The organism is Streptomyces synnematoformans (assembly GCF_039531005.1).
Lineage (GTDB): Bacteria > Actinomycetota > Actinomycetes > Streptomycetales > Streptomycetaceae > Streptomyces > Streptomyces synnematoformans.
The window spans coordinates 1-549 of record NZ_BAAAPF010000770.1; the positions used below are offsets into that span (position 1 = coordinate 1).

At 81.1% G+C, this 549-nt stretch carries 1 pseudogene; it reads right to left on the reverse strand.

Going from position 1 to position 549, the window contains the following annotated elements:
• A pseudogene (locus ABD317_RS37605) lies at nucleotides 1-549 on the reverse strand (SCO5717 family growth-regulating ATPase); the annotation flags it as partial.

The following is a 549-nucleotide window of genomic DNA, read 5'->3' on the forward strand; positions in this document are numbered from 1 at the left end:
GGCGCCGGGGCGGACTCGTCGGGGGCGGGTGCCCACGGGTTCGCCCCGGAGGGCGCGCGGTCCGTGACGTACGGGCTGGTCTGCGGCGGTGCGTCCTGCGGCTCGTCGGCGCCCCCGGGCACGGCGTCGGCCGGCACCCGGTCCTGCACCTCGGCGTCGGCGGGCACGGCGTCGTTCGGCTCGTCGTCCGCGGGCGTACGGTCCTGGACCTCGGCGGCCTGCGCCCGCAGCGAGGAGGGCGAGAAGCGCATGGTCGCGCCGCTGACCACGTCGCCCCTGTCCGGGTTGTCCTCCGGCTCGTCGTCGTCCCGGCCCGGGTCCCGGTCCGCGTCCGTCGGCTGGGTGCCGGGCGCGGCGTGCGCGACGAGCGGGGTCAGCGTCCGCGTGGCGTCGTCCCGGTACGGAGCGGGGGCACCGGTGTCGCCGTCGTCCCGCGGCGGGGGCGCGAACTGCGGTGCGGGGAAGGCGGATTCGCCGGCCGCGGGCGTGTCGCCGCCCGGCTCCGCGGCGGGCGCCCCGGGGACGGGCGGCCACGCGGCCCCCGCCTCC